At 69.2% G+C, this 21,976-nt stretch carries 12 protein-coding genes; 5 read left to right on the top strand and 7 right to left on the bottom strand.

Annotated elements, in window-relative coordinates:
- Positions 1 to 32: 32 nt before the first annotated feature.
- The 3 genes from DTS01S_RS19650 to DTS01S_RS19640 all read left to right on the top strand — a co-directional run bounded on the left by DTS01S_RS19650 (position 33) and on the right by DTS01S_RS19640 (position 4,499).
- Positions 33 to 728 (top strand): fumarylacetoacetate hydrolase family protein, encoded by a 696-nt coding sequence (locus DTS01S_RS19650; RefSeq protein WP_016445923.1) that lies wholly within the window; start codon positions 33 to 35, stop codon positions 726 to 728.
- Positions 729 to 875: 147 nt separating this feature from the next.
- Complete coding sequence (locus DTS01S_RS19645; RefSeq protein WP_017405029.1) at positions 876 to 1,439, top strand: NUDIX hydrolase; 564 nt, start codon at positions 876 to 878, stop codon at positions 1,437 to 1,439.
- A 249-nt stretch (positions 1,440 to 1,688) separates the two neighbouring features.
- The gene (locus DTS01S_RS19640) at positions 1,689 to 4,499 is read left to right on the top strand and encodes a chemotaxis protein CheW (RefSeq protein WP_017405028.1); all 2,811 of its coding nucleotides are present in this window, start codon (positions 1,689 to 1,691) and stop codon (positions 4,497 to 4,499) included.
- Between the two features lie 19 nt (positions 4,500 to 4,518).
- On the opposite strand, the gene DTS01S_RS19635 is transcribed toward DTS01S_RS19640, so the two are convergent.
- The 5 genes from DTS01S_RS19635 to DTS01S_RS19615 form a co-directional block, all read right to left on the bottom strand.
- Complete coding sequence (locus DTS01S_RS19635) at positions 4,519 to 5,526, bottom strand: patatin-like phospholipase family protein (protein WP_016445920.1); 1,008 nt, start codon at positions 5,524 to 5,526, stop codon at positions 4,519 to 4,521.
- Entirely contained in the window at positions 5,526 to 7,661 is a 2,136-nt protein-coding gene (gene ligA / locus DTS01S_RS19630; RefSeq protein ID WP_016453503.1) for an NAD-dependent DNA ligase LigA, read from the bottom strand. Before ligA ends, DTS01S_RS19635 begins: the two co-directional genes overlap by 1 nt.
- Before the next feature lie 47 nt (positions 7,662 to 7,708).
- Positions 7,709 to 9,049: a cell division protein ZipA C-terminal FtsZ-binding domain-containing protein gene (locus DTS01S_RS19625; protein ID WP_016445918.1), complete on the bottom strand. Its 1,341-nt coding sequence runs from the start codon at positions 9,047 to 9,049 to the stop codon at positions 7,709 to 7,711.
- A gap of 57 nt (positions 9,050 to 9,106) precedes the next feature.
- On the bottom strand, positions 9,107 to 12,634 hold the full coding sequence (gene smc, locus DTS01S_RS19620) for a chromosome segregation protein SMC (RefSeq protein ID WP_016453505.1): 3,528 nt from the start codon (positions 12,632 to 12,634) through the stop codon (positions 9,107 to 9,109).
- 133 nt (positions 12,635 to 12,767) lie between these two features.
- Positions 12,768 to 16,049, bottom strand: coding sequence for a bifunctional diguanylate cyclase/phosphodiesterase (locus DTS01S_RS19615; protein WP_026062289.1), 3,282 nt, complete (start codon positions 16,047 to 16,049; stop codon positions 12,768 to 12,770).
- A gap of 581 nt (positions 16,050 to 16,630) precedes the next feature.
- Between DTS01S_RS19615 and prpF the strand changes: the two genes are divergently transcribed.
- The gene (prpF, locus tag DTS01S_RS19610) at positions 16,631 to 17,842 is read left to right on the top strand and encodes a 2-methylaconitate cis-trans isomerase PrpF (RefSeq protein WP_026062288.1); all 1,212 of its coding nucleotides are present in this window, start codon (positions 16,631 to 16,633) and stop codon (positions 17,840 to 17,842) included.
- 34 nt (positions 17,843 to 17,876) lie between these two features.
- On the opposite strand, the gene DTS01S_RS19605 is transcribed toward prpF, so the two are convergent.
- The gene (locus DTS01S_RS19605; protein ID WP_026062287.1) at positions 17,877 to 18,809 is read right to left on the bottom strand and encodes a pyridoxal-phosphate dependent enzyme; all 933 of its coding nucleotides are present in this window, start codon (positions 18,807 to 18,809) and stop codon (positions 17,877 to 17,879) included.
- Positions 18,810 to 18,876: 67 nt separating this feature from the next.
- Between DTS01S_RS19605 and DTS01S_RS19600 the strand changes: the two genes are divergently transcribed.
- Positions 18,877 to 19,797: a LysR family transcriptional regulator gene (locus DTS01S_RS19600; RefSeq protein WP_016453509.1), complete on the top strand. Its 921-nt coding sequence runs from the start codon at positions 18,877 to 18,879 to the stop codon at positions 19,795 to 19,797.
- Here the strand turns inward: DTS01S_RS19600 and prpR are convergent, their stop codons facing one another.
- Complete coding sequence (gene prpR / locus DTS01S_RS19595) at positions 19,798 to 21,795, bottom strand: propionate catabolism operon regulatory protein PrpR (protein WP_017405023.1); 1,998 nt, start codon at positions 21,793 to 21,795, stop codon at positions 19,798 to 19,800.
- Between the last annotated feature and the right edge of the window lie 181 nt (positions 21,796 to 21,976).

Here is a 21,976-nt window from a genome sequence, read left to right as displayed (position 1 = left end):
CCCAAGAGACAAGGCGCCAGAGGAACACCGACATGAGCTACGTTTTCAACCCGCCCGCCGTGGCCAGCGTACCCGTCCTGGGCCGCCCCGAGCGCTTCCCCGTGCACCGCATCTACTGCGTGGGCCGCAACTACGAAGAACACGCCAAGGAGATGGGCTTCACCGGCCGCGAGCCACCCTTCTTCTTCCTCAAGCCTGCCGACGCCATCGTGCCCGTCGAGGCCGGCACCACGGGCACCATGCCCTACCCCACGCTGACCTCCAACCTGCACCACGAGATCGAGCTCGTCGTGGCCATCGGCAAGGCGGGCAAGAACATCCTGGCCGCCGACGCGCTGGACTACATCTGGGGCTACGCCGTGGGCCTGGACATGACGCGCCGCGACCTGCAAAACGACATGAAGAAGCAGGGCCGACCCTGGTGCATCGGCAAGGCCTTCGAGCATGCCGCACCCATCGGCCCCATCACCCCGGCAGCCGAGGCCGGCGACATCGCCAAGGCCGCGATCTCGCTGCAGGTCAATGGCGCCGACCGCCAGCGCAGCGACATCGGCAAGCTGATCTGGAACATTGCCGAGACCATCGAGCACCTGTCGGCGGCCTGGGAACTGCAGCCCGGCGACCTGATCATGACGGGCACGCCCGAAGGCGTGGCCGCCGTGGTGCGCGGTGACCTGCTGGAAGGCCGCATCGACGGTCTGAGCCCCTTGAGCGTCAAGATCGCCTGAGTTTTCTCTGAGCCTGGCGACAGGCCGGCAAGGCAGCAGGGAGCACGCTCCCCGGCCTGCCGGCCTTTGTGTTTGAACCCACGGTCCGCCGCACGGAATGCCTTACTGCCTTCCGTCTGGCGGCGCTTTCACTTTCATGGTGTCGGCATGATTTTTCGCAGCCCCATCAAGTTCTGCCGAGCCTGCGGCACGGCGGTGGTCTACCGCCTTCCTGACGATGGCGACACGCGCGAGCGCGCCGTGTGCCCGCACTGCCACACCATCCACTACGAGAACCCGCTGAACGTGGTGGGCACCATCCCCGTGACCGACGACGGCCGCGTGCTGCTGTGCAAGCGCAACATCGAGCCGCGCCGGGGCCTGTGGACCCTGCCCGCAGGCTTCATGGAACTGGCCGAGACCACAGCACGCGGCGCCCAGCGCGAGACCGACGAGGAAGCCGGCGCCGACATCGAGATGGGGCCGCTGTTTTCCATCGTGGACGTGCCCAAGGTCAGCCAGGTCCATCTGTTCTACCGCGCCCGTCTGCGCAGCGAGCAGTTCTACCCCGGCCCCGAGACCATGGAGGCCCGCCTGTTTGCGCAGGCCGATGTTCCCTGGGAAGAACTGGCCTTCCGCACCGTGCGCGTGACGCTGGAGCGCTACTTCGCCGACCGGGCTGCCGGCCTGCTGGACGCGCACCGGGTGCACACCATCGACCTGAGCCTGTAGGCCTGCACGGCCGCCAGGCACCACCGTGCTGCACGGGGCGCCGGCCTACGCACTGCGGTGATGCCGGGCCATGCCCCGGTATGGCACCGGACGGGCTGCGTGCGGGGAGCAGGCGGCGGTCCGTCATCCCTATGTCACCTTGCAGACACATTTAGTCACAAACTGGCCTCCTTCTTGCTCTTTGCATAGGGCTTTTCCCTGAGCGGAAAAGTTGGTTTACCGAACCTGAACCTGACTGCGGAGCGCCCCATGGCCACATCCCTGCCCACCGACCTGATTCTTCCCCACCTGCGGGAACTCAACCGCAACGCCGCCGACCTGCGCGAGATCCGGCTCATGTGGCGTCTCATCGAGGCTTCGGCCCGCATGCAGGCCTCGCAGCAGGGACAGGCCCTGGTGTCCATGCTGACCGACACGCGCCAGGGGTTGGAGCAGCTGGAGCAAGGCCTGCTGCAGTCGCAGCTGGCCCAGTCCGCGCAGGAAGCCATGGCCCAGCTGGGCATGCAGTCCAGCCATGCCATCGACCTGCTGGTGCGCAGCCTCTACGAGCGCACGGCCGATGTCGGCTTCCTGGCCGCCGATTCCGTGCTGTGCGAGGCCATGGCCCAGCTCGGCGATGGCGACATCCTGCTGGACATGGCCGCGGGCGGCCTGCACGCCTGGCAGGCTCCGCTGCAGCTGCACCTGCAGGCCTACCGTGCCAAGTACACGGTCTACGACGACATCCTGCTGCTGGACACCCAGGGCCAGGTCTGTGCACGCGCCCAGGCAGGCGACAAGCCGCTGCCGCCCTGCGCCGAGGGCTGGTTCCAGCAGTGCCTGCAGCAGGCCGGCCATGTCAGCCATTTCGGCGCCAGCTGCGTGCTGCCCGGCGCAGACCGCCTGATCTACGCGCAGCGCCTGCTGCATCCACGCACCATGGCGGTGCTCGGCGTGCTGTGCCTGAGCTTCGACTTCGCGGCCGAGATGCAGGCCATCTTTGCCTCGGGCGGGCCGCGCGCCCAGGTGGGACTGCTGCTGGATGCGGCTGGACTGGTCATTGCCAGCAGCGATGACCACTGGATCGCCCCCGGCAGCCGCGTACCCATGCACCACGGCGATGCCGTGCAGCCGCTGATCCACGCCGGCCGCACCTATCTGGTGCGTACGGCCCGCGCCTTGCCCTACCAGGGCTATGCGGGCCCCGAGGGCTGGCAGACCCAGGTCATGGCGCCGCTGGACCTGGCCTTCGCCACCCAGCAAAGGCCGCAGGTACTGCAGGCACTGGAGCCTGTCATCGCCGAAGGACTGATGGCCCAGTCCCGGGGCTTTTGCCCGCCCCTGCACGCCATGGCACGCGCGGCCGACGACATACGCCGCGTGGTCTGGAACGGCCAGGTGCTGGCTGCCAGCCAGGCGCCGGAGTCCCCCGTGCAGGGCACGGCCCACCCGGACCCGCTGCAGGCCGTGCTGGAGCAGATGAGCGAGACCGGCGACCTGACCCATGCCGTGTTCACGCGCGCCATCCACGGCCTGCACGAGACGGCGCTGTCCACGCGGCTGCAGGAGCACACCACGCTGAACCGGCTGCTGATGGACCTGCTGGAGCGCAATCTCTACGAACGCGCCAACGATTGCCGCTGGTGGGCCCTGACGCCAGGCCTGCAGAAAGTGCTGCAAGACAACAGCGGCTGCCTGGCCCTGTCGGTACAGGCACACGACGCCGCGCAGCGTCTGCTGGAGCAGCTCAATGCGCTGTACACCGTCTATGCGCGCATTGCGCTGTATGACGCCCAGGGCCTGGTGCTGGCCTGCAGCCATGAGGACGAACCCGGTCTGCCGCTGTCACCCGGCGTGCGCGTGCAGGCCTCGGCACTGCAGGCCACCATGGCGCTGCGCGATGCCCAGGCCTATCACGTGCAGGAGCTGGACGATGGGGGCCTGCCCGTCCACGTCTACCACGCCGCATTGCGCGCCCCCTCAACCACCAATGGACATGGGCATGGGCAGGGCGCAGATCAGGGCCCCGCCATCGGCGGCATTGCCCTGCTGTTCCACACGCGCCGAGAACTGCAGGCCATGCTGCAGGCCGCTGCACCGGAGCAGTCCGAAGACGCCGGCCCCGAAGACCACGGCCTGCCCCGTTTGCCGATGGAGGCTTTCTACGTGGCACGCGACGGCCGCATCATCGCCGCCAGCCACGGCGGTCGGCCGCTGGGCAGTTGCATAGAAGGCGTGGCCGGGCTGGCAACGCTGGCCGATGGAGAGGTACGCAGCAGCATCGAGGAAATCGAAGGCCACTACTGCATCGTCGGCATGGCCGCCGGGCGAGGCTACCGCGAGTTCCGGCTGGACCAGGGCGCGGCACGCGATGCAAAGGAAAGCGCAACGGAGGACACACTGGCCGGCCTCGTCAGCCTGAGCCTGCAGCGGCTGGGGCCTGTGCATGCCGATGCGCGCAACCGCGCCCTGCGCCTGGCGCCGGCCACGCGGCTGGATGGCTCGCGTCCTGTCGCGCGTGCGCTCGCCGCGCACGGCGGTGGCGATGCGCCGGTGGAACTGGCCAGCTTCTACGTGGGCGCCAGCCTGCTGGCCCTGCGCGCGGCCGATGTCTGTGAGGCCCTGCCCGCCAGCGCCATCTCGCCCGTGGCGGCAGGGCGGCTGCCGTTTTGCGTGGGTGCGCTGGCGCGGCGCAGCCAGGGCAGCGTCAGCGGCTATGTCTGGGTGTTCGACCTGGCCGCGCTGCTGCAGGGCCGGCCCGGCGTGGTCACCGAGCAGTCGCAGGTCATCGTGGTCCAGCACGGCGGCCTGCGCGTGGGGCTGCTGGTCAGCGCGCTGCAAGGCGTGCACCGGCTGCCGGCCAGCGCGCTGGTGGAATCGCCCATGCTCAGCGTGGCCTCCACGACGCCGGCCCTGGTGCGGGAGCTGGTGCATGCCGGCGCGGGCCTGCCGCTGATCCAGTGCCTGGATCCGGCTGCATTGATGCAACGGCTGCAGCCTTCGCGCGGCGCGGCGGCCAACGCAGACCGCAGCGCGGCAGCAGTGGAGCGCGAGGCGGCCTGGGATGCCCAGGCGGCATAGGGCGCGTTCCCCCGGGGCCTCACAGACCCCAGTGGCGCAGGCCCGGAAGCGCGGCCTGCGCCGCCTCGTAGCCTTCGTCGATGGCCTCGCGGGCGCGGTGGAAGTCCAGCAGGCCCAGGTGGGACAGGCGCGGGGCGATCACCAGCTCGGGCGGGTCACCCGCCATGCGGCTGCGCGTGATGCGCATCTGCATGATGTTGACGCTGGTCATCACCACGTCCAGCAGCGAGGGCGGCCGGGGCGGGGGCTCGGTCTCGCGGCCTGCCTCATCGCGGTGGTGGCCGGGCATCCACCCCATCACGCCACGCTGCAGCCGGCGCATCCAGGCCGAGCCGGCCACGGCGCTGGCCTGGCCCGACAGGTCCTCGGGCGCCACGCCCTGCTCCACGGCGGGCGGGGCCTCCTCCAGCGGCGGCGCAGCGGCCATGGCGGCAGCGGGCGCCAGCGGCCGCATGTGGCGCCGCATGATGTCGGCATTGAGATCGACCGCGATCACGATGTCCGCGCCCATGGCGCGCGCCAGCGAGGCGGGCACGGGGTTGACGATGCCGCCATCGACCAGCAGCCGCCCTTCGCGCTGCACGGGCGTGAACAGGCCGGGCAGCGCGATGGAGGCGCGCACGGCATCGGCGATGGAGCCCTTGCGCAGCCAGACCTCGGCACCCGAATGCAGGTCGGTGGCCACGGCGCCGAAGGGAATCTTCAGATCCTCGATGGCCGAGTCCACGAAATGCTCGCGCCAGAACGAGATCAGCTTCTCGCCCTTGAGCATGCCGCCCGCGATGTTGAAGTCCATGAAGCCGAAGACCTTGCGCATGCCCAGGCCCAGCACCCATTCCTCGAAGCGCTGCATTTCACCGGCCGCATAGGAGGCGCCCACCAGGGCGCCGATGGACGAGCCGCAGATGATGTCGGGCCGCAGGCCCGCATCCTCCAGCGCGCGCAGCACGCCGAAATGCGCCCAGCCGCGCGCCGACCCGCTGCCCAGCGCCAGGCCGACCACGGGTTTGCGCGGACTCAGCGCCATCAGCCCTGCTCCGCTGCGGCTGCAGCAGGGGGGTCACCCGCCAGCAGGGCCAGCATGCCGGCCTCGTCCAGCACGGGCACACCCAGTTCCTCGGCCTTGGCCAGCTTGCTGCCGGCCTCGGCGCCCGCAACCACGTAGCTGGTCTTCTTGCTGACCGATCCGGAGACCTTGGCGCCAGCGGCCTCCAGCATCTCCTTGGCCTGGTCGCGGCCCAGCGTGGGCAGCGTGCCGGTGAGCACCACGGTCATGCCGGCCAGGGGCTGGGCGGTCTGCTCGCGCGCCGCGCCCTCTTCCCAGTGCACGCCGCAGGCACGCAACTGCTCGACCACCTCGCGGTTGTGGGGCTGGGCGAAGAAGGTGTGGATGCTCTCGGCCACGATGGGCCCGACGTCGCGCACCTGCAGCAGTTGCTCGACGCTGGCGTCCATGATGGCGTCCAGCTGGCCGAAATGGCGGGCCAGGTCCTTGGCCGTGGACTCGCCGACCTGGCGGATGCCCAGGCCGAAGAGGAATCGCGCCAGCGTGGTCTTCTTGGATTTCTCCAGCGCATCCAGCACGTTCTGTGCCGACTTCTCGGCCATGCGGTCCAGCGATGCCAGGGCCACCAGGCCCAGGCGGTAGAGGTCGGGCAGCGTGCGCACCACATGGCCGTCCACCAACTGGTCCACCAGCTTGTCGCCCAGGCCCTCGATGTCCATGGCGCGCCGCGCGGCGAAGTGCAGGATGGCCTCCTTGCGCTGCGCCGGGCAGAACAGGCCGCCCGTGCAGCGGTGGTTGGCCTCGCCCTTGGGGCGCGACACCGCGCTGCCGCAGATGGGGCATGCAGCGGGCATGCGGAAGTTGGGCACATAGGCCGGCCGGTCGCCGGGCACGCGGCCCACGACTTCGGGAATCACATCGCCGGCGCGGCGCACGACCACGGTGTCGCCGGTGCGCACGCGCTTCTTGCGGATCTCGAACAGGTTGTGCAGCGTGGCATTGGTGACGATGACGCCGCCCACGGCCACGGGCGCCAGGCGCGCCACGGGGGTGAGCTTGCCCGTGCGGCCGACCTGTATGTCGATGCCTTCCATGCGCGTGGGCATTTCCTCGGCCGGGTACTTGTGGGCCACGGCCCAGCGCGGCTCGCGCGAGACAAAGCCCAGCTGGCGCTGCTGGGCCAGGCTGTTGACCTTGTAGACCACGCCGTCGATCTCGTAGGGCAGCGTGGCGCGCTCGGCGCCCATGCGCTGGTGGAAGGCCACCAGCTCGGCCGCGCCCTTGGCAATGCAGACCTGGGGCGCCACCGGGAAGCCCCAGTCGCGCAGCGTCTGCAGCATGGCGTAGTGGGTGCCGAAGTCGGGGCCGCCCTGCGCGGCCGGCGTAATCTCTCCCAGGCCATAGGCGAAGAAGGACAGCGGGCGCTGGGCCGCAATGCCCGAGTCCAGCTGGCGCACCGAGCCCGCCGCCGCATTGCGCGGATTGGCAAAGCTCTTGCCGCCGGCGGCCTGCTGGCGTTCGTTGAGCCGGACGAAGTCGGCGCGGCCCATGTAGACCTCGCCGCGCACCTCGACCACGGGCGGCACGCCCTTGCCTTCGGGAAGGGACAGCGGAATCTTGCGGATGGTGCGGATGTTGTGTGTGACGTCCTCGCCCACCTCGCCGTCGCCGCGCGTGGTGGCCTGCACCAGGCGGCCATTCTCGTAGCGCAGGTTCATGGCCAGGCCGTCGAACTTGGGCTCGGCCACGTATTCCACGGGCGGTGCGCCTTCGGCCAGTTCCAGCTCCTTGCGAATGCGTGCGTCGAAGGCCTCGGCACCCGTGGCCTCGTTGTCGGTCTCGGTGCGGATGCTGAGCATGGGCACGGCATGGCGCACGGGCATCAGGCCGTCGAGCACGGCGCCGATCACGCGCTGCGTGGGCGAGTCCGGGGTGACCAGTTCGGGGTAGGCACCTTCCAATGCCTGCAATTGCTGGAAGACGCGGTCGTACTCGCCGTCGGGCACGGTGGGCGTGTCCAGCACGTAGTACTCATGTGCCCATTGGTTGAGCTGGGCGCGCAGCGCCTGCACCTTGGCCAGCACCTTGTCGGGGGCGGCCCCGGACTCCGGCGCCGCGGGGGCTGCGCCGGAGAAGAGATCCAGATTGTCGTTCATGGGGTTGAGGCCAGGAGCCTGTTGTGCACCAGGGGCACCGCGCCGCGTCAGCTGAACAGTCGCCGCGCCAGCATGGAGCCCGCCGACAGCTCGCGGCTGTCGAGCTTGTCATAGAGTTGTTCCAGGTCGTGCTGGATGGGGTCCAGCGCCATGGCCGGAAGCAGGTAGCCGTTCTGGTCGCAGAGCACTCCATCCATGGTCTGGCACAGGCGCTCGGCCACCTGGCGCAGCTGCACGAAGGCCTGCTCGCCGCGCGGCACCTGGGGCACGTCCAGGCTCAGCAGGAACTCGCGCACCACCGAGGTGTCCAGGTCGTCGGCCATGGCCGCCTGCGGGTCGTAGTTGAGCACCAGCACCGGCGGCATGCCGGGCGTGGGCGAAGGCAGGGCCATGCGCCCGGGCATGGAGCCAGGCAGAAAGCCCTGGCGCGATGCGTTCTGCTGCACATAGCCCGCGCTCCAGGAGGCCTGGCGTGCGCGCAGCATGAAGGTGAGCTGGGCATCGTGCTCGCTGGCGAACTGGTCGAGCTCGCGCGCACGCGCCACTTCCTGCAGCATGTCGGGCACGTCGGGCGTGGCGCCCAGCGCGTCGGCAAAGCGCTGCACCTTGGCAACGAACTCGGAGAACTCGATCTCGTTGAGCGCACCCGTGCGGTTGGCCAGCTGCACGCCGGCCTGGAAACCCAGGTAGCGCTGGCCGGGCTGCAGCGGCTCCCACTGGTGGGTGGACTGGTTCATGCCTTCGATGGCAAACGGCTTGTTGCCCGCGCGCCGCGTGGCCGGCTGGGCCTGCAGCGCCAGCTCGCCAGGCACGGCCTGGCCGACCTGCACGGGGGCAATGGCATCGATCAGCGCATCCAGGCCTGGCCGGCTGGCCGCAGCGCTGGTCAGGGCCGCGTCGTTGAGGGAAGGCTCGATGGACTGCGGTGCCAACGGGGATGGCGCAGGCACTGACGCAGATGCGGGTGCCGATGCGCTGGCGTCTTCAGCCGCCTGCAGGGCATGGGCAGCCTGCGCGGTCTGCACCGCCTGGGCTGCCTTGGCCGCCAAAGCGGCCTGGGCCTCGGCCTGGCGCTGCTGCTCTTCGAGCTGGACCAGATGGGCCAGTTCGGCATCGGTTTCGGCAAAGCGGTCCACGGCGGCAGGGCTCTGGCCCGGGGCTGCGGTGCCGAAGTCGCCCAGCACGGGCTCGCGCAGGCTGTGCGTCAGGTCCGGGCCGTGGCCCACGGTGTCCATGCCGGGTTCATGGCGCGAGGGATCGCGCTGCGCCTCTTCGACGGGGTCAGCGCGCTTGGGTGCGTTGCGGCGTGCGGACCAGCTGTTGTAGGCAATGATCAGGGCCAGCACCACAAAGCCCAGGACGGCCAGACTGATTTGCAGGTTACTCATGGAATGAAGGAATGAAACGTCGTTCCAGCAAATGGGTTCGGAAGGTTGCGGACATGCTCAGGATAGCTCAGCCATGGACAGCGCGGACTCCATGTCCACGGCCACGATGCGGGACACGCCCTGCTCCTGCATGGTCACGCCGATGAGCTGCTGCGCCATTTCCATGGCGATCTTGTTGTGGCTGATGAACAGGAACTGCGTGCCCTTGCTCATGCTGGCCACCAGCTTGGCATAGCGCTCGGTGTTGGCGTCGTCCAGCGGCGCGTCCACCTCGTCCAGCAGACAGAACGGCGCCGGGTTGAGCTGGAAGATGGCGAAGACCAGGGCAATCGCCGTCAGCGCCTTTTCGCCACCGGACAGCAGGTGGATGGTCTGGTTCTTCTTGCCGGGCGGCTGCGCGATCACCTGCACGCCCGAGTCGAGGATTTCATCGCCGGTGATCACCAGCTTGGCCTGGCCACCGCCGAACAGCTCGGGGAACATGCGCCCGAAGTGCCCGTTCACGGTCTCGAAGGTGCCCGACAGCAGCTCGCGCGTCTCGGCGTCGATCTTGCGGATGGCATCTTCCAGCGTGTTCATGGCCTGGGTCAGGTCCTCGGTCTGCGCGTCGAGGAAGGTCTTGCGCTCGCGCGCCAGCTTCAGCTCGTCCAGCGCCGCCAGGTTGACCGCGCCCAGGGCGGCGATCTCGCGGTGCAGCCGGTCGATTTCGCCCTGCAGGCCGTGCATGCGCACATTGGCCTCGGCAATGGACTGGGAGACGGCTGCCAGGTCGGCACCGGCCTCCTCCAGCAAGGTGGAGTACTGCTCCAGGCCCAGGCGCGCGGCCTGCTCCTTGAGCTGGAATTCGGTGATGCGCTGGCGCAGCGGGTCCAGCGCCTTCTCCAACTGCTGGCGGCGTTCGTCGCTGGCGCGCAGCTTGTTGGTCAGGTCGTCATATTCGCTGCGGCGCGCGGCCACGGCCTGCTCGCGCTGCATCTTCAGATCCAGCGCGTCCTGCAGGCCGCCCTGGGCGGCGGCATCGGTCAGGCGCGTGAGTTCGTCCTGCGCGCGCTGCTGCTCGTCGGCCAGCGAGCGGGCCTGCTGGCTGGCCGTCTCTATGGTGCGGCTGAGTTCGCCCCGGCGCGCCTCCAGGCTGCGCCGCGAGAAAGTGGCCTCCTGGGCCTGGCGCTCCAGCGTGCGCAGCTGCTCGCGCGATTCGTTCAGGCGCCGCTCGGACTCCAGCACCTTGTCGCCCAGCTGGGCATGGCGCTCCTGGCTGTCGGCCAGCTGCATGTCCAGTTCCTCGAAGCGGGCTTCGGCCGCCACGCGGCGCTCCTCGATGTCGGACAGTTGGGCCTCGACCTCGGCCAGGTCGGCACTGATCTGGGCATTGCGCGCGCGGGCCTGCTCGGCCAGCTGCGACAGGCGCAGGGTCTCGACCTGCAGCTCATGGGCGCGGCCTTGCGATTCGCTGGCCTCGCGCCGGGCGCTGACCAGGCGCTGCGAGGCCTCGGCATAGGCGCTTTCGGCACGCACCAGGGCCGTGCGCGATTCGTCGGAGATCAGCGCCTGGGCGCGCACTTCCTTTTCGAGGTGCTCGATTTCCTGGGCGCGTGCCAGCAGGCCGGATTGCTCCGAGTCCTGCGCATAGAAGCTCACGCTGTGGCTGCTGACGGCATGGCCCGTGGGCACATAGACCGTCTCGCCGGGCCGCAGCTCGCCGCGGCGCGACAGCGCCTCTTCCAGCGTGGGCGCCGTGTAGCAGTCCTGCAGCCAGTCGCCGAGCACGGCGCGCAGGCCGGCATCGTTCACGCGCAGCAGATCGGACAGGTGCTGCCAGCGCCCCGGCGCGGGCGCGGGGGCGCCCTGCGGCGGGCTGAAGAAGGCCAGGCGCGCGGGCGGCGCATCGTGCCCGCCTGCGCCCAGGAAGCCGCGCACCATGTCGAGCCGGCCCACTTCCAGCGCGCCCAGGCGTTCGCGCAGCGCGGCCTCCAGCGCGTTTTCCCAGCCGGGTTCGATGGCAATGCGGCTCCACAGGCCCTGCATGCCGTCCAGGCCGTGCTTGGCCAGCCAGGGCTGGAGCTTGCCGTCGGTCTTGACCTTTTCCTGCAGGGCCTTGAGGGCTTCCAGACGCGCCGACAGGTCGGCATGGCGCGCGGCCTCGGCATTGACGGCCTGCTGGCGCGTGCGACGGTCCTCATCGAGCTGGGGCACGGAGTCCTGCAGCTCGTTGAGCACGGCATCGGCCATTTCAGCCAGTTCGCGGGCCTCGTCCAGCTGGGACTGCAGATTGTTGAGGCGGGCCTCGTCGGGTGTCTCCAGCGCATTGCGGTCGGCGCGCAGTCGCTCGAAGCGGGTCTCGAACTGGCGGCGCTGCTCGTCCAGGCTGCGCTGCTCGGCGGCCAGCACCTGGATCTGCTGCTGCACCTGCACCACGCTGGCGCGCTGGTCGGCATCGGCCTTCTGGGCATTGCGCAGCGCCTCTTCCAGGTCGGGCAGGCGCATGCTCTGCTCCTCGACCTGGGCGGCCAGCATCTCGGCCTGTTCCTCGGCGTCCATGCCGGCGCCGTCGAGATTTTCGATTTCGGCTTCGGCCTCCTCGCGGCGGCTGTTCCACAGCAGCACCTGCTCGGACAGCTGCTGCAGCCGCTGCTGCACGCGCTGGCGGCCTTCGAGCACGTAGCGGATCTCGGCCTCCAGCTTGCCGACCTCGGCCGTGGATTCGTAGAGCTTGGCCTGGGCCTGGTTGACCTGGTCGCTGGCGTCGTAGTGGGCCTGGCGCAGGGTTTCGAGTCCGCTTTCGTTGTTGCGGATGTCGGCCATGCGCTCTTCCAGCTCGTTGACGGCCTTCAGGCCCTCCACGCGCACGCGGTCCTGCTCGGCCTCGGCCTCGGCGCGCTTGAGAAACCACAGCTGCTGCTGCTTGAGCGTGACCTGGGACTGCAGCGCGTTGTACTGCGCCGCCACCTCGGCCTGCTTCTCCAGCCGGTCGAGGTTGTTGTTGAGCTCGCGCAGGATGTCCTCCACGCGCGTGAGGTTCTCGGTGGTGGCCGAGAGTCGGTTCTCGGTCTCGCGCCGGCGCTCCTTGTACTTGGACACGCCTGCGGCCTCTTCCAGGAACAGGCGCAGCTCTTCGGGGCGCGACTCGATGATGCGGCTGATCGTGCCCTGGCCGATGATGGCGTAGGCGCGCGGGCCCAGGCCCGTGCCCAGGAACACGTCCTGCACGTCACGGCGGCGCACGGCCTGGTTGTTGATGAAGTAGCTGCTGTTGCCCTCGCGCGTGAGCACGCGCTTGACGGCGATCTCACCGAACTGGCCCCACTGGCCGCCCGCACGGTGGTCGCTGTTGTCGAAAACCAGTTCCACGCTGGAGCGGCTGGCCGGCTTGCGGTGCGTGGTGCCGTTGAAGATCACGTCCTGCATGGACTCGCCGCGCAGCTCGCTGGCCTTGCTCTCGCCCAGCACCCAGCGCACCGCATCCATGATGTTGGACTTGCCGCAGCCGTTGGGGCCCACCACGCCCACCAGTTGACCCGGCAGCATGAAGTTGGTGGGCTCGGCGAAGGACTTGAAGCCGGACAGCTTGATGGAATTCAGGCGCACGATGCAGGCACAAAGCGGTCCGCGGCGAACGGACAAACAAGGAGGTGGGGAAAGAACAAGGCAGCTCGGGATGATACCGCGCGCCACCCCCTCTCAAGAATGGAAAGCGGCCCGGGCGGGGCCGCTGCGAATGTCAAGAATGGTTTGAAGGGACCTCTGGCCCCGTGCTGGCGTCCGTGCATTCCGCCACTTCGGGCCGGTGTTGCGCCGGCGGGGTCAGGCATGCGGGGCTCAAGGCCGGGGGGCGCTGCAAGGGGGCGGCCTCGCGCACCAGGGCCTCGAAGCTGCGCACGGGCACGGGCGGGCTGAGCAGGTAGCCCTGCCAGACGTGGCAGCTCTGGTCTTCGAGGAATTGGCGCTGCGCCTCGGTTTCCACGCCTTCGGCGATGACCTGCAGTCCCAGGCTGGTGCCCAGGGCGACGATGGTGCGCGCAATGGCCGCGTCGTTGGGGTCGCTGAGCACGTCGCGCACGAAGCTGCGGTCGATCTTGAGCTGGTCCAGCGGCAGGCGCTTGAGATAGGCCAGCGAGGAATAGCCTGTGCCGAAGTCATCCAGCGAGAAGCCGACACCGTGGGCCTTGAGCGTGGCCATCTTGGCGGCCGTGTCGTCCACGTCGGCCAGCAGCAGGCTTTCGGTCAGCTCCAGCTTGAGCAGGCGCGGGTTGGCGCCATGCTCCTTGAGCGCCTGCAGCACCTGCTCCACGAAGCGCGCCTGGTGGAACTGGCGCGGGCTGACGTTGACGGCCAGCACCATGCAGGCCATTTCGGGGTCCGCCGCCCATTGCGCCAGCTGCCTGCAGGCCTCGCCCAGCACCCATTCGCCCAGTTGCTGGATCAGGCCGGTCTCCTCGGCCAGCGAGACGAAGAGCGAGGGCGGCACCAGCCCTTCGCGCGGGTGGTTCCAGCGCAGCAGGCCTTCGGCGCCCACGATGCGTCCGTGCGCCATCTGCGGCTGGTAGTACAGGACGAACTGGCTGCGCACCAGGCCCTCGCGCATTTCCTGCTCCATGGCCGTGCGCGAGCGCAGCACGGCCTGCAACTGCGGATCGAAGAATTGCAGCGTGTTGCGCCCCATGCCCTTGGCCTGGTACATGGCCATTTCGGCGCGGCGCAGCACCTCGTCGGCGCTCAGTTCCTGCTCGCCGAACAGGCTGGCGCCAATGCTCATCGTGATGTGGCAGGACTGGCCTGCCAACTGCAGCGGCTGCTGCAGCAGCGAACGCATGCGCTGGACCTCGCCTTCCAGCTGCGAGGCCGCATGCATGGAGTCCTTGCCCAGGTCCTCCAGCAGCACGACGAAGTCATCGCCGCTGTGGCGGGCCAGCGTGGCCTCGGGCCCCAGGGACTGCGCCAGGCGCTCGGCAATCATGCGCAGCAGCACATCGCCAAGCTCCAGCCCCAGGCTGTCGTTGAAGGCCTTGAAGTTGTCCACATCCAGCAGCATGACGGCGCCGCAGCGCCCGCGCCGGCGGCTGGAGGCCAGCGCCTGCTGCAACCGGTCCACCAGCAGGCGGCGGTTGGGCAGGCCGGTGAGCGCGTCGTGGAAGGCCAGGCGGCGGATTTCCTCTTCGGCGGTCTTGCGCTGGCTCTGGTCCTGCAGGATCAGCAGGCAGCCTTCGTCCAGCAGCATGCCGCCTATCGATACGGAACGCGTGCGGCCATCGCTGCCCATGAGCTGGTATTCCTCGCAGTTGAGGGTGCCGCAGCTGTCGGACTCGCCGCTGTGCAGGCTCTGTGCCACGCGCGCCCTCGCCTGCGCGGCCTCGAAGCGGCGCTGCATGCGCAGGCGGCGGGCTTCATCGGGACACATGTTGCACCACCAGCCATCACCATCCATGCCGGCCGTGGCACCGTGGCCCGCCAGGCGCATGAATTCCTCGTTCCAGTAGGCGAAGCGGCCGTCGTCCTGAAGCATGGCCAGGCCCAGAGGCAGGCGCTGGATGACCATGCGCAGATGGCGCGATCCATCGCGCTGCATCTGCTGCAGGTGGCGCCGCGCGCTGATGTCCTGCACCAGCGCCATCAGCCGCCGGGACGGGCCATGGCCCAGCGCGGAGATATGCAGCTCCACCCAGACCAGGGTGCCGTCGCGGCGCCGCAGCTGCCGCTCGATCTGCAGGGCCCCGCGCTGGCCCGCCGTCAGCTCCTGCAGCAGCACCCGGTCGCCCTCCAGGGTTTCGGCCGCCAACAGGGCCAGCAGGGGCCGCTGGCACAGCTGCTGCGCCTCATGGCCCGTAATGTCGCAGTACCTGCGGTTCACATGCAGGACGTTGCCGCTGGCCGCATCGACCTGCACCACGCCCACGGCAGCCTGCTCGAACAGGGCCTGAAAGCGGGCATCGCTCTCGCGCATGCTGCGGGAGGAGGCGCGCAGCTGGGCCCAGCTGGAAGGATGGCGCCGCCACCAGGCCGCCGCCAGCGACGCCAGCAGGGCCGACACGAGCATGCCCAGCGCGAAAAGAACCAGGGGCTGGACACGCTCGGTCCAGGACAGGGCCGTCCCCATGGGAATGAAGTTCAACCGCCACAGCCGGTCCTGGGCCTGCAGCGTCTGCTCCAGCACCACTTGGCCGGTGTCGCCCATGCCGGCCGCCTCCTGCCCGCGCTCCGGCCAGGCCGCGCCCAGGTACAGCGGCAGCGGCGATATGCCGGCCGGCGGCAGGGGCGAGGTCGGGCCTGCGTCATGCATGGCCAGCGCAAGCCGGCGCAGAAAGCCGCGTTCATGCAGATCCTGCACCAGGTCGTGCACGCGCACGCTGACGTCTGCAGTCCCCAGAAACAGCGGCTGCGCGGCCTCCCCGTCCGGGGACTGGTGGTCCACAAGCGCAAAGACAGGCGCGCGCACCAGCACGGCGGTGGCATGCTCGCCGGGCTGCTTCAGCGCAAACGGTGCCGAGACCACGGCGGCCGCGCTGTCGCGGCTGCGCACCATGCTGGCCATGAGGCTGGGGCGGTCGTGCATGTCCAGGCCGGCAATGGACTCGTTGCCCTCCAGCGGCCAGAGATAGTCGATGAAGAAATAGTGGGGCCCGGGCCGGGCGGTGAAGGCCTGATCCTGGCCGGGCAGACCGCGCTGCGTTGCGGCCCGTGTAAAGGACAGCGCCTGCATGCCCGGCTGCGCCTGTATGCGCAGCGCCTGCGCCATGCGCGCGAAGGCCGATTGCCCCATCTCGGGAGAGGCGGCCAGCTGGTTGGCCACATGCTGGACCATGACCGCGTAGGCATCCAGGCGCATCTCCAGCGCCTGGCGGGCCGACTGGGCCTGCTGGGTATGGCGCTGCAGGTCGATACGCTCCAGCGCCCGCTGCTGCTGCAAGGCAAGCACAGCGCTCAGGCACATGCCCACCGCCATGACGGTTGCGGCTGGCCAGGCGGCCCGGATGGCTACAAGCGTGCGCTGGGCAAAAACTGACATGGAGCGGCTAAGGCGGAATAGGCGGTCACGGGAAATCGGTCCAGGAGCACGGAACCGCTCGTTGCCAGCCCCATGGCAGGTTCACCGGAAAGGGCAGTACAGGCCATGTGGAGCAGAGCGCGAGGATAAATGGATTTCGGCACGCGGCAGGCGAACCATGGATAAGACAAATCCTACAAACACCCTTCCTCTATCGTCTGCAAGCACACTTGCTGAAGGCTGGCCCGGGCAAACCCTAGAGAGCTCCGCAGGCCGGCGTGGGACTGGGGGACCGAACCGTTGCACGCTCCCTCATCCATGAAATCAAAAGCAGCAATTTTGAAACGACAGTGAAACGAATGTTGCGGCGGCAGCCAGCACCGCAGTGCACACGCCCTGTGCTGGCGCGCTGCAAGGCTTGCACGGGTTTTCCCTTGATGCGGATGGCATGGCGCTTGCAACAAACCTGGCCTACTGCCATCGCCTGACACCGCAGGGGACACCGTCCATGGGCATCAACCGCCGCCAGAGGCTGCGCGCTCCGGCGATCGGCAGACCGCAAGAACAGACACAGATACGAACAACAGCACAGGAGGCCTGAGATGGGCGCGATCCCCGAAACCTTTCTTCCCCAGTTGCGCATCCCTGCCACCTATCTGCGCGGCGGCACCAGCAAGGGCGTGTTCTTTCGCCTGCAGGATCTGCCCGAGGCGGCCCAGCGCCCCGGACCGGTGCGCGACGCCATCCTGTTGCGCGCCCTGGGCAGCCCCGACCCGTACGGCAAGCAGATCGACGGCATGGGCAATGCATCGTCCAGCACCAGCAAGGCCGTGATCCTGGCTCCCAGTACGCGGGAAGGCCATGACGTGGACTATCTGTTTGGCCAGGTCGCCATCGACCAGCCGTTTGTGGACTGGAGCGGCAACTGCGGCAACCTCTCGGCCGCCGTGGGGCCCTGCGCCATCCACATGGGACTGATAGATCCCGCGCGCATTCCTCGCAACGGCACGGTCACCATTCGCATCTGGCAGGCCAACATCGCCAAGACCATCGTGGCCCATGTGCCCATCACGCAAGGCCAGGTCCAGGAGACCGGCTCCTTCGAGCTCGATGGCGTGACCTTCCCGGCCGCCGAAGTGGCGCTGGAGTTCCTGGATCCCGCCGATGAAGGAGACGATGGCGGAGCCATGTTCCCTACAGGCCACCTCGTGGACCGGCTGGACGTGCCCGGCGTGGGCAGCCTGGCGGCCACGCTGATCAATGCGGGTATTCCGACCATCTTCCTGAACGCCCAGGACCTGGGCTACACGGGCTGCGAGCTGCAGGACGCCATCAACACGGACGACGAGGCCCTGGCCCGCTTCGAGGCCATACGCGCCCACGGCGCGCTGCAGATGGGGCTGATCAAGGACCTGGCCGAGGCCGCCAGACGGCAGCACACGCCAAAGATCGCCTTTGTGGCGCCACCGGCCGCCTACACGGCATCCAGCGGCAAGCGCATTGAATCGGGTGACGTGGACCTGCTGGTGCGCGCCCTGTCCATGGGCAAGCTGCACCACGCCATGATGGGCACGGCTGCCGTGGCCATCGGCACCGCAGCGGCTGTGCCGGGCACGCTGGTGAATCTGGCGGCAGGCGGCGGCGAGCGCAGCGCCGTGCGCTTTGGCCACCCCTCCGGAACGCTGCGCGTGGGCGCCGAGGCCCGTTTGGTGAACGGCCAGTGGCAGGTGACCAAGGCCCTGATGAGCCGCAGCGCACGCATCCTGATGGAAGGCTGGATCAGGGTCCCCGGCGAGGTGTTGAGCGCCGCATGAATGCGCGGGCCGGGACTTCAGGCCGCAGCCGTGCTCACGCCTCGGCTGCCAGCGCCGCCCCACGCCACGCCTGGAGCTGCTCCAGCGTGTTCGTCGTGCCGCCGCAGGCCACCACCAGCACGCGCTGGAAGCCTTGCAACGCAGGAGCGCGCCCGTAGGCCAGGGCCAGCGCGGCGCCACAGGCCGGCTCCACATGCAGGCGATGGTCGTCAATGAAGCGCAGGCAGGCCTGCAGCGCCTGCGCATCCGTCACCACGGCGCTGCGCACGGGGTGCACCTGCGCCAGATCGAAGGCCCGCTGGCAGACCTGGCGCGCGCCCAGCGAAGTAGCCACGCTGGTGATGCGGTCCAGCAGTACGCGGCGGCCCTGGGCCAGGGACTGCGCCAGAGAATCGGCGCCGGCCGTCTCCGCCGCGATCACGGGCACATCGGTCCAGCCATGGCGCTCCAGGCCCTGCACCACGCCGGCCAGCAGGCCGCCGCCGCCCACGGCCAGCACCACGGCGTCGGGCTTGAAGCCGGCAGCGGCCAGTTCGTCGACGAGGGTGGAATGCCCGGCCCACAGCAGCGGATCGTCAAACGGGTGGACAAAGGCATCGTCGGCACCCAGCAGGGACTGGGCCAGCGCATTGGCCTCGTCCCAGACGGAGCCATGCACGATCAGCTCGGCGCCCTGGGCGCGGATCAATGCCCGTGCATGCTCGGTCGTGGTCTGGGGAACGACCACGGTGACGGGCATCGACAGCTGCCGTCCCGCATAGGCCACGGCAATGCCGGCATTGCCGCCCGACGAGGCCACAAAGCGCTTCTTGCCCTGGCCCGCCAGGGTCTCGCAGGCATGGCCTATGCCGCGCAACTTGAATGATCCGCAAGGCTGCAGCGCGTCCAGCTTGAGCCAGATGTTCTGGCCGCTGGCCTGGCCCAGGGCATGGGATTCGATGAGGGGAGTGGAGGTGTGCAAAGGCATGGAGCGGCAGTGTAGAACCGGGCTGCCATCGCGATAATCCCCCGGTATTCCAAATATTCTTTGCGCCATGAGCACAAATCAAGCCCTGCCCCTGTTCGGAGAAATGGCCATCTTCGTCAAGGTGGTGGACACGGGCAGCTTCTCCGAGGCCGCGCGCCAGCTGGGCAGCACGCCATCGGCCACCAGCCGGGGCGTGGCGCGGCTGGAAAAGGCGCTGGGCCTGCGCCTGCTGGAACGCACCACGCGCAAGCTGCGCCTGAGCGAGGCCGGCCGCGAAGTGCATGCGCGCTGCCTGGACATGGTGGGCGCCGCGCAGGCCGTCATGGCTGCATCCCTGCTTCAGGACGCGCAGCCGCGCGGCCTGGTGCGCATCAGCGTGCCCAAGGCCGTGGGCCATACCGTGGTCCATCCCCACATGCCCGACTTCCTGGCCCTGTATCCCGAGGTCGACGTGCAAATGCGGCTGGAAGACCGCTACATGGACCTGATCGATGACCCCGTGGACCTGGCCATACGCATCACCAACCACCCGCCGCCAGGCCTCATGGGCCGCCACCTGATGGACATCGACCATCTGCTGTGCGCCTCGCCCCAGTACCTGGCCCGGCACGGCACGCCCGCGCATCCGCTGGACCTCAAGGCCCACAGCTGCATCTACCTGGGAGAGGAGCCCGGCGACGCGCACTGGAAGCTGCGCGGCCGCGGCAAGACCGTCACCGTGGCCGTGCGCGGGCGCTATGCGGCCAACCACACCGGTGTGCGGCTGGACGCCGTGCTGCAGCACATCGGCATCGCCAGCCTGCCCCGCTTCACGGCACGGCAGGCCCTGGCGGACGGGCGCATCGTGCAGGTGCTGCCGGACTGGAGCTTCCTGCCCAACTACAGCGGCCAGCTGTGGATTCTTCACCCGCCCACCAGACATCTGCCACTGAAGCTGCGCGTGCTGATGGATTTCCTGGCCGAGCGGCTGGGTGGCCATGCACCCTGATCAGTCCGGCGCCCTGAGCCTGCGCCACAACGTGGCCCGGCTGATGCCCAGGATCTCGCAGGCGCGGCGCTGGTCGCCCTGTACCTGCTCCAGCACTTCGCGCATGCGCTGGCGCTCGGCATCGCGCCGGGCCTCGCGCAGTTGCAGTTGCCGCTGCTGCGCTGGCAGGGCCTGAACGGTACCCTGCCCAGCCCCGCCGCATTCAGGAAACAGCTCCCGCAAGCGGCCCATGTCCACGCGGCCCGCGCTGTCGCGCAGGTCGTGGCGGCAGGCCAGCAGGCGTTCCACCCAGTTGTCCAGCTCTCGCGCATTGCCGGGCCAGCGGTGGCCGGATGCCAGCTCCAGCAAGGCCGCCAGCAAGGGCTCCAGCGATGGCCCTTCCGCCTGCAGCGACTGCGTGCGCAGGCGCCGCGCCAGCATGGCGCGGGCCAGGGCCTGGACATCGGCCGGGCCGCGTTCGTGCAGTCCGGGCATGTACAGGCGCAGCACGGCCAGGCGGTAGAACAGGTCACGCCGGAATTCACCGCGCTCGACCAGGGCCGCCAGATCGGCGTGCGTGGCGGCGATGACGCGCAGGTCCACCGGCACGGGCGTGGTGGAGCCCACGCGCAGCACTTCGCGCTCCTGCAGCACGCGCAGCAGGCGGGACTGCAGGGCCAGCGGCATGTCGCCGATCTCGTCCAGGAACAAGGTGCCCGTATGGGCCGCCTCGATCAGCCCGGTCTTGCCGCCGCGCCGCGCGCCGGTGAAAGCGCCTTCGTCGTAGCCGAAGAGTTCGCTCTCCAGCAGGCTTTCCCCCAGGGCCGCGCAGTTCACCGCCAGGAAGGGCTGGGCCGCGCGCCGGCTGGCGCGGTGCATGCCCTGGGCCAGCAACTCCTTGCCCGTGCCGCTGTCGCCCTGGATGAGCACGGTGGCATCGCTGGCCGCGAACTGGCGCGCCAGGCGGCGCACGCGCTGGGCGGGTTCGCTGTCGCCCGCGTAGTCTTCGATGCGCCAGCGCACGCCCGCGCCGCGCAGGCTGCGGTTGGCGCGCAGGTGGCGGTCGGCACGCTGGATGGTGGCCGGGTCGCGGCACACCAGCAAGGCGCCCGTGAGCTGGCCGTTTTCCACGATGGGCGCGCGCCGTACCACCAGGGTGCGCATGGCCAGCTGGACCACGTCTTCACTGCCTTCGGGCTCCAGGGACTGCGACTGCAGCGCCTGTGCCAGTGCCAGCGCGGGTGCCACCTCGTCCAGCAGCCGGCCATGCAGCGCATTGGCGGGCGCGCCCAGCAGCGCGGCCATGGTGGGGTTCAGGGCCTGGATGCGGCCTTGCGTGTCCACGGCGACCACGCCGTCCTGCAACTGGCCGAGCACGGTTTCCAGCCGCTGGTGGCGGGCGCGCTCGGCATGGCGGTGGCGGGCCAGCAGCACGGCGTCACGCAGGGCCTGCAGCACGGCGCCATCGGAGTACAGCAGCACGCTGGGAATGCCGGCCTGCTCGGCCAGGTCGGCCACCAGGCCCGGCGCGACGACGGCGCCCACGCCGGCGGCCTGCAGCGCACGCACGCAGGCCTGGGCATCTTCGGGTCCGTGGTAGCTGAACTGCGCAATGCCGGCGCCGAACAGCGCGTCGAACTGGGCCAGATGCGGCGAGGGATGGTCGAACGACACCAGCCCGATGCGCGGCGTGCCGCCGGACTGTGCCAGTGCACGTGCGCTGGCCAGCGCCTGCAGCAGATCGAACCCGCGCACCTCGATCATGACGACGGGGATATCGACCCGCTCGCGCACCCAGGCGCCGCTGGCCCCTGCGGCCACCAGGGCGTCTATGGGCTCGACCGCCTGCAGCGCACGCACGGCCTGCACGGCATCGTCAAAGGCCGCGCTGACATGCTCCACGCGCACCTGGTCGCCCACGGCCAGCGACATGCGCTCCAGCACGCGGCCGATGCGGTGGCGGCCCACGGTGACGACGCGCGGCCAGGCTGCGCGGGGGCCGGCAGGGGTTGCATGCATGGAAGGCACAACTGATTCATTCATGCAACCGATTATTTCATTCATGCAACACCGCACCGGGCGAATCGGTGAATGCCTGCAGAGCAGACTTTTCAAGAATCACAAAACCCATTCACATCAACAACTTGCGATATCAAGGGTTTACCCTTTGATCCGGTGGCATGCCACTTGCAAACAGGGC

Origin of the sequence: Delftia tsuruhatensis NBRC 16741 (genome assembly GCF_001571325.1) — a bacterium.
GTDB classification, from domain to species: domain Bacteria; phylum Pseudomonadota; class Gammaproteobacteria; order Burkholderiales; family Burkholderiaceae_C; genus Comamonas; species Comamonas tsuruhatensis.
This window is presented reverse-complemented; position numbering and strand designations above follow the sequence as displayed.